Below are 5,794 nucleotides of genomic sequence, written 5' to 3' on the forward strand. Positions count from 1 at the left end.
CCACTAGGCCAGCCCCAGCTTTTCGACCACCAGCACCGGGTCCACCGGCAGCGGGGTCACGGTTGGCATATCCCGCAGCGCGGTGTCGGGATCCTTCAGGCCATTGCCGGTCACTGTGCATACCACCGTCGACCCGCGGGCCACCCACCCGTCGTCAACGGCTTTGAGCAGTCCGGCGATGCTGGCCGCCGAGGCGGGTTCCACGAAGACGCCTTCGGACTCGGCCACCAGGTGATAGGCGGCCAGGATCTCTTCGTCGGTCACGGCCGAGAAGCGGCCATTCGAATTCTGCTGCGCGTCAACGGCGGCCGTCCACGACGCCGGCGCGCCGATGCGGATCGCGGTGGCGATGGTCTCCGGGTTCTTGACGGGAGACCCGTGCACCAGGGGAGCCGCACCGGCCGCCTGGGCGCCCAGCATGCGGGGCAACTTATCGATCAGGCCCTCATGGTGATACTCGGTGTATCCCTTCCAATACGCGGTGATATTTCCCGCGTTGCCAACCGGCAGGGCATGCACGTCGGGGGCGGCACCCAACGCGTCGACGATCTCGAACGCCGCGGTCTTCTGGCCCTCGATGCGCACCGGGTTGACCGAGTTGACCAACGCGATCGCGGGAAAATCGGCGGCCATCTTACGCGCCAATTCCAGGCAATCATCGAAGTTGCCGTCGATCTGAATGATCTTGGCGCCGTGCATAACCGCCTGCGCCAGTTTGCCCATCGCGATCTTGCCCTGCGGTATCAGCACGGCGCAGGTGATGCCGGCACGCGCCGCGTATGCCGCCGCCGACGCCGACGTGTTGCCGGTGGACGCGCACAACACCACCTGCTGGCCACGAGCCAACGCGTCGGTGACCGCCATCGTCATGCCCCGGTCCTTGAAGGAGCCTGTCGGGTTGAGGCCTTCGACCTTGAGATGCACTGTGCAGCCGGTCTTTTCCGAGATCCGGCCCGCCGCGATCAGCGGAGTCCCGCCCTCGAGCAGGGTGACCGGGGTCCAGTTGTCACCGACCGGCAACCGCTCCCGATACGCCTCGATGAGACCGGGCCACGGCTGATGGACGGCGGTGCGCGGAGCGCTCATAGGGTGGCACCTTCCAGTCGCAGCACGCTGGTCACGCCCTGCACGACATCCAGATCGGCTAGCGCATCCACGGTTTCAGACAGTGCGGCATCCGTTGCGGTGTGGGTGACCACAACGATGCGGGCCCCCACCCGCCGCCCATCGTCGTCTGCGACGCCTTCTTGACGGACCTCGGCGATGCTCACCTCACGCTTGGCGAATTCGGCTGCCACCGAAGACAGCACGCCTGGTTTGTCGGCGACGTTCATGCTGACGTAGTAGCGCGTGGAGATGAAACCCATTGGGGCTACCGGAAGTTGAGCGTACTTGGATTCCCTCGGCCCGCGGCTGCCCAGCACCCGGTTACGCGCGGCCATCACGATGTCACCGGCGACCGCCGACGCGGTCGGCGCTCCCCCGGCGCCCTGCCCGTAGAACATCAGCCGTCCGGAGGCCTTTGCCTCGACCACCACCGCATTGAAGGCGCCGTTCACCGTGGCCAACGGGTGCGATAACGGCACCAACGCCGGATAGACGCGGGCCGAAACCCGCTCTTTGCCGTCATCGGTCGTGATGCGCTCACAGATCGAGAGCAGCTTGATGGTGCAGCCGAGCGCCTTGGCCACCTCGAAGTCGGCCGGGGTGACTTTGGTGATGCCTTCGCGATAGACGTCGTCGGCGGTCACCCGGGTGTGAAAAGCGATCGACGCCAGGATCGCGGCCTTGGCGGCCGCGTCGTAGCCCTCCACGTCGGCGGTGGGGTCGGCCTCGGCGTAACCGAGAGCGCCGGCTTCGGCCAGCGCACTGTCGTAGTCGGCGCCGGTCTGGTCCATCGCGGACAAGATGTAGTTGGTGGTGCCGTTGACGATTCCGGCAACCCGCACCACGGTGTCACCGGCCAGCGACTGCGTCAGCGGACGGATGACCGGAATGGCGCCCGCGACGGCCGCCTCGAAGTACAGGTCGACATTTGCACTTTCGGCGGCCTGCGCCAATTCGCCGGTGGAGGTGGCCAGCAGCGCCTTGTTCGCGGTGACGACCGACTTACCGTGCTGGAGCGCGCACAAAATGGCCCTGCGGGACGGCTCCACCGGCCCCATCAGCTCCACGACGATGTCCACGTCCTCGCGCGCCGCGAGTTCTTCGATATCGTCGGTGAGCAGCTCGACGGGAACACCACGGTCCCCGGCGACGCGGCGCACTCCGACGCCGCGCAACACCACGCGCGCGCCGACACGAGCGGCGAGGTCGTCGGCGCTGTCCTCGATGATTCGGACAACTTCGCTGCCGACGTTGCCCAACCCGAGTACCGCTACACCGACTGCCTTTTCGTCACGGGGCACAGGTCACCTCACTTCCAGACTCAGGAGATCGTCGACCGTCTCACGACGCAGCACCAGGCGGGCGCGCCCGTCGCGAACCGCGACCACGGCGGGGCGGCAAATCATGTTGTACCGACTCGACAGTGAATAACAGTAGGCCCCGGTAGCGGCCACCCCGATCAGGTCGCCCGGCCGCAGGTCGCCCGGCACCCACGTGTCGCGCACGACGATATCGCCGCTCTCGCAGTGCTTTCCGACGACACGGGCCAGCTCGGCCGGCGCATCGCTGAGGCGGGAGACCAGCCGGGCGTCGTACTGCGCGTCATAGAGCGCGGTGCGGATGTTGTCACTCATGCCGCCGTCGACGCTGACGTAGCGCCGGTGAGCGGTGGCGCTCACGTCGACATCCTTGACCGTGCCCACCTCGTAGAGTGTGATGGTGCCCGGCCCGGCGATGGCCCGCCCCGGCTCGACCACCAGCCGCGGGGTCGGCAGCCCGACGGCCGCCGACTCGTGCCGCACGATCTCACCCAGCTTGGCGGCCAACTCGCCCATCGGCGGCGGATCGTCGGCGGCGAGATAGGAAATGCCCAGTCCGCCACCCAGATCCACGGTGGAGATCTGCGCGGTCTTCTCGACACCGAATTGTTCGACGGCCTGCTGTAACAGGCCGATGACCCTGCGCGCGGCGAGTTCGAAGCCGGCGACGTCGAAGATCTGCGACCCGATGTGACTGTGCAAACCCACCAGTCGCAGGTGCCGTGTTTCGAAGATCTTGCCGACCGCGGCCAGCGCCGCGCCGCTGGCCAGTGACAACCCGAACTTCTGGTCCTCGTGCGCGGTGGAGATGAACTCGTGGGTGTGCGCCTCGACACCGACGGTGAGGCGCACGAAGACGTCCTGGACGACGCCCGCCTCCCCGGCGATGACATCGAGGCGCTCGATCTCCACCATCGAGTCCAAAACGACATGCCCGACACCGGCTTTGACGGCCGCCGTCAGTTCGGCGACGGATTTGTTGTTGCCGTGGAATGTGATCCGCTCCGGCGGGAAGTCGGCGTGCAGCGCGACGGCCAGCTCGCCGCCGGTGCACACGTCGAGTGAGAGACCTTCTTCGTCGATCCAGCGCGCAATCTCACTGCACAGGAAGGCCTTTGCGGCATAGTGCACGTACTTGCCGCCGCCGAAGGCCGACGCGATCTCGCGGCAGCGGGACCGGAAGTCGTCCTCGTCGATGATGAACAGTGGGGTCCCGTACTCCTGGGCGAGGTCGGTCACCGTGACCCCGGCGACGCTTGCCACTCCGGCATCGTCACGAGCAGTGTTGCGAGGCCACACATTCGGCGCCAGCAGCAGCAACTCCTCGGGGGATTGCGGCCGCAAGGGGCTATCGGCGTGCCGGATCTCCTCGGCGTGCCGAGGACCGGCCGGGTGCACGTTCACATTCGCTCCGGAGCGGTGACGCCCAGGATCGCCAGCCCGTTGGCGATCACCTGGCGGGTGGCCTGGCACAGCGCCAGGCGCGCAGTGTGCAGGTCGGTGGGTTGCTCGTCGCCCTGCGGCAGCACCCGGCACGCGTCGTAGAACCGGTGGTAGTCGCCGGCGAGGTCTTCCAGGTAGCGGCACACCCGGTGTGGTTCCCGCAGGGACGCAGCGGTTTTCAGCACCCGCGGGAACTCGCCGATGGTGCGCAGCAGCGTCCCCTCCTTGTCGTGGCTGAGCAGTTCGAGGTGCCCTTCAAAACCGGCACCGCCGGGGATCAGCCCGAGTTCGGCGGCGTTGCGGGCCAACGCGGAGAGCCGGGCATGCGCGTATTGGACGTAGTAGACCGGGTTTTCATTCGAGGCCGACGACCACAGGGCGAGGTCGATGTCGATGGGGGTATCCACCGAGGAACGGATCAGGCTGTAGCGCGCGGCATCGACGCCGATCGCCTCGACAAGGTCGTCCAGCGTGATGACCGTTCCGGCCCGCTTGCTCATCCGGACCGGCCGACCGTCGCGGACCAGGTTGACCATCTGCCCGATGAGCACCTCGACCGCGGCCGGGTCGTCCCCGAACGCCGCCGCCACCGCTTTGAGGCGGGCTATGTAGCCGTGGTGGTCGGCGCCGAGCATGTAGATGCACAGGTCGAAGCCGCGCTGCCGCTTGTCCAGGTAGTAGGCGATGTCACCGGCGATATAGGCCGGCTTGCCATCGCTTTTGATGACGACGCGGTCCTTATCGTCACCAAAGGCGCTGGTGCGCAACCACGTTGCGCCGTCCTTCTCGTAGATGTTGCCCGTCTCACGCAGCCTGGCGATGGCTTGGTCGACCCTGCCGCTGGTGTGCATCGAGTCTTCGTGTGTGTAGATGTCGAAGTCGGTGCCGAACTCGTGCAACGACTCTTTGATGTGGGTGAACATCAGGTCGACGCCGATTTCGCGGAAAGTCTCGCGCATCTCACGCTCGGGCAGGCTCAGCGCCTCGGGCGCCTTCTGCAGCACCTGGGCGGCGATGTCGTTGATGTAGGCGCCGGCGTAGCCGTCGTCCGGGGTGGGCTCGCCCTTGGCGGCGGCGATCAGCGAGCCGGCGAACCGGTCGATCTGGGCGCCGTGGTCGTTGAAATAGTATTCGCGCACCACGTCGGCGCCCTGGGTGGACAACAGCCGGCCCAGCGCGTCGCCGACGGCGGCCCAGCGGGTCCCGCCGATGTGGATCGGCCCGGTCGGGTTGGCCGACACGAACTCCAGGTTGATGTTGCGGCCGGCCAGTGCGTCGGATCGACCGAACCGGTCGCCGGCGTCGATGACGTTGGCGACGACGACGGCCTGGGCCGACGCCTCGAGGCGCAGGTTGATGAAGCCGGGCCCGGCCACCTCCGCCGACGCGACGCCATCGGCCTGCGACAGCGCCTCGGCAAGCCATCCGGCAAGCTCACGCGGGTTGGCGCCGACCTTTTTGCCCAGCTGCATCGCCAGGTTGCTGGCGTAGTCGCCGTGCTCGGGATTGCGGGGACGCTCCACGGTGACCGTCTGCGGCAACGCGGCAGCGTCCAGCCCGCGCTCGGCCAGCACCGCGGCGGCGGTGGTTTTGAGCAGCTCAGCGAGGTCACCGGGGGTCACGAACGTTCATCCTATGGGCTGGGGTGCCGCCGCCTCGAATCCATTGGGGTGGCAGGGCGGCAACTTCAATGCGTTAGTCTGTCGGTGCTTGTTTGGAAGCCCCATGGCGCAACAGGTATGTCGGTGCGCCCCCGTAGCTCAGGGGATAGAGCGTCTGCCTCCGGAGCAGAAGGCCGCAGGTTCGAATCCTGCCGGGGGCACCAGGGATTACGGGCTCTTCGGATTGCAGCGGGGCTAGGTGCCGGCTTTGAGGTCGGCGTGCCCTGCGGTTGTGGGGAACGAAGGTGCCTGAGTCTTTGAAGT

Annotated in this window: 4 protein-coding genes and 1 tRNA gene; 1 reads left to right on the forward strand and 4 read right to left on the reverse strand. The window is 67.1% G+C overall.

Annotated elements, in window-relative coordinates; all coding sequences use genetic code 11:
• Positions 1-3: 3 nt before the first annotated feature.
• The 4 genes from thrC to argS are packed head-to-tail and all read right to left on the reverse strand — an operon-like array spanning position 4 to position 5,491.
• The gene (gene thrC, locus OQ789_RS16570) at positions 4-1,086 is read right to left on the reverse strand and encodes a threonine synthase (RefSeq protein WP_324687093.1); all 1,083 of its coding nucleotides are present in this window, start codon (positions 1,084-1,086) and stop codon (positions 4-6) included.
• Positions 1,083-2,408, reverse strand: a complete 1,326-nt coding sequence (locus OQ789_RS16575) for a homoserine dehydrogenase (RefSeq protein ID WP_324687095.1) — start codon at positions 2,406-2,408, stop codon at positions 1,083-1,085. Before OQ789_RS16575 ends, thrC begins: the two co-directional genes overlap by 4 nt.
• A gap of 3 nt (positions 2,409-2,411) precedes the next feature.
• Positions 2,412-3,770, reverse strand: a complete 1,359-nt coding sequence (gene lysA, locus OQ789_RS16580) for a diaminopimelate decarboxylase (RefSeq protein ID WP_324687107.1) — start codon at positions 3,768-3,770, stop codon at positions 2,412-2,414.
• A gap of 56 nt (positions 3,771-3,826) precedes the next feature.
• Positions 3,827-5,491: an arginine--tRNA ligase gene (argS, locus tag OQ789_RS16585; RefSeq protein ID WP_324687096.1), complete on the reverse strand. Its 1,665-nt coding sequence runs from the start codon at positions 5,489-5,491 to the stop codon at positions 3,827-3,829.
• A 127-nt stretch (positions 5,492-5,618) separates the two neighbouring features.
• Here argS and OQ789_RS16590 point away from each other — a divergent pair.
• Positions 5,619-5,694, forward strand: a tRNA-Arg gene (locus tag OQ789_RS16590).
• Positions 5,695-5,794: the final 100 nt, after the last annotated feature.

The organism is Mycobacterium sp. 94-17 (assembly GCF_035617725.1).
Taxonomy (GTDB): domain Bacteria; phylum Actinomycetota; class Actinomycetes; order Mycobacteriales; family Mycobacteriaceae; genus Mycobacterium.